The organism is Nonomuraea sp. NPDC003804 (assembly GCF_040610675.1).
Lineage (GTDB): Bacteria > Actinomycetota > Actinomycetes > Streptosporangiales > Streptosporangiaceae > Nonomuraea.
Window position 1 is genome coordinate 1 of sequence record NZ_JBEXMT010000101.1, and the last position, 1,415, is coordinate 1,415.

Consider the following 1,415-nt stretch of genomic DNA (forward strand, 5'->3'; position numbering starts at 1 on the left):
CTAGTAGTACTTTGTTAGTTCGGGATCTTGTGTGAGATGATCTTTGTGTGACTCCGGATGAGCTGGCTGATGTTCGAGGCCGTCTTGAGGACTTCGCGGGTGAGGTGTTCACTTCCTTCGCGCGTCGGGAGCAGCGGTCCAACGGGGGGCTGTATCTGCGTGGGCTGATGCTGGACGGGCGGCGTAAGTCGATGGTGCCGATGGCTGAGCGGCTGGGGGTGGATCACCAGCGGCTGCAGCAGTTCATCACCTCCTCGACGTGGGACTATGTCGCGGTGCGCAGGCGTCTGGCGCAGCGTGCCGTCAGCGTGGTGGCCCCGCAGGCGTGGGTGTTGGACGACACCGGCCATCTCAAGGACGGGAATGCCTCGCCGGGGGTGGCCCGGCAGTACACCGGGACCGCGGGAAAGGTGACCAATTGCCAGATCGTGGTCAGCGTGCACGCGGTCACCGATACCTGCTCGGCTGCGCTGAACTGGCGGTTGTTCCTACCTGAGCGATGGGACGACGCGCTGGCCGGCGACGCAGCCGAGGCCGCGGCGATCGTCGAGCGGCGGCGGCGCTGCGGTATCCCTGACGATCAGCGGCACCGTCCCAAATGGCAGCAGGCGCTGGACATGCTCGATGAGCTGGCCGCCTGGGGGCAGGTGCCGCCGCTGGTGGTGGCCGACGCCGGCTACGGCGATGTGACCGCGCTCCGGCTCGGCCTGACCCTGCGCGGCCTGCCGTACGTGGTCGCCCTCAAGGGCACCACCAGCGCGTACGCCGCCGATGTCGTCCCGGAGACGGTGCCCTACTCCGGCAACGGTCGCCGTCCGGTGGCCAAATACCGCAGCGCGCCCTCCAGCCTGCGCGAGCTGGCTCTGGCCGCCGGACGAAGCAGTCTGCGCCGGGTGAGCTGGCGGCAGGGCACCAAGAAGAGCAAGGGCAACCCGACCGCAACGATGCGCTCACGCTTCCTCGTGCTGCGGGTGCGGCCCGCCAACCGCGACATCGCCCGAGACAGTGACGGGCATCTGCCCGAATGCTGGCTGCTGGCGGAATGGCCACCCGGCGAACCCGAGCCCACCGACTACTGGCTGTCCACCCTTCCGGCGGACATCCGGCTGCGGGAACTGGTCCGCCTGGCGAAGATCCGCTGGCGGATCGAGCACGACTACCGCGAACTCAAGACCGGCCTGGGCCTGACCCACTTCGAGGGCCGCTCCTTCACCGGCTGGCAACGGCACGTCACCCTGGTTTCGGCCGCCCACCTGTTCCTCACCGAACTGCGCTTGACCAGCCCAAAAGCGGCTGGGGCGGCCTGACCTTCTACAAGATCCTGCACATGCTCCAGGTGCTGTTAGCCACCTGGAGCGGCCGATGCCCCACCTGCCATCAACGACCACCATGACGAACTAACAAAGTACTACTAG

Annotated in this window: 1 protein-coding gene; it reads left to right on the plus strand. The window is 67.2% G+C overall.

The window, feature by feature from the left end; all coding sequences use genetic code 11:
• Positions 1-47: 47 nt before the first annotated feature.
• A complete protein-coding gene (locus ABZX22_RS45040) occupies positions 48-1,307 on the plus strand; it encodes an IS701 family transposase (RefSeq protein WP_354923479.1) in 1,260 nt (419 codons plus the stop codon).
• The last annotated feature ends 108 nt before the right edge of the window (positions 1,308-1,415 follow it).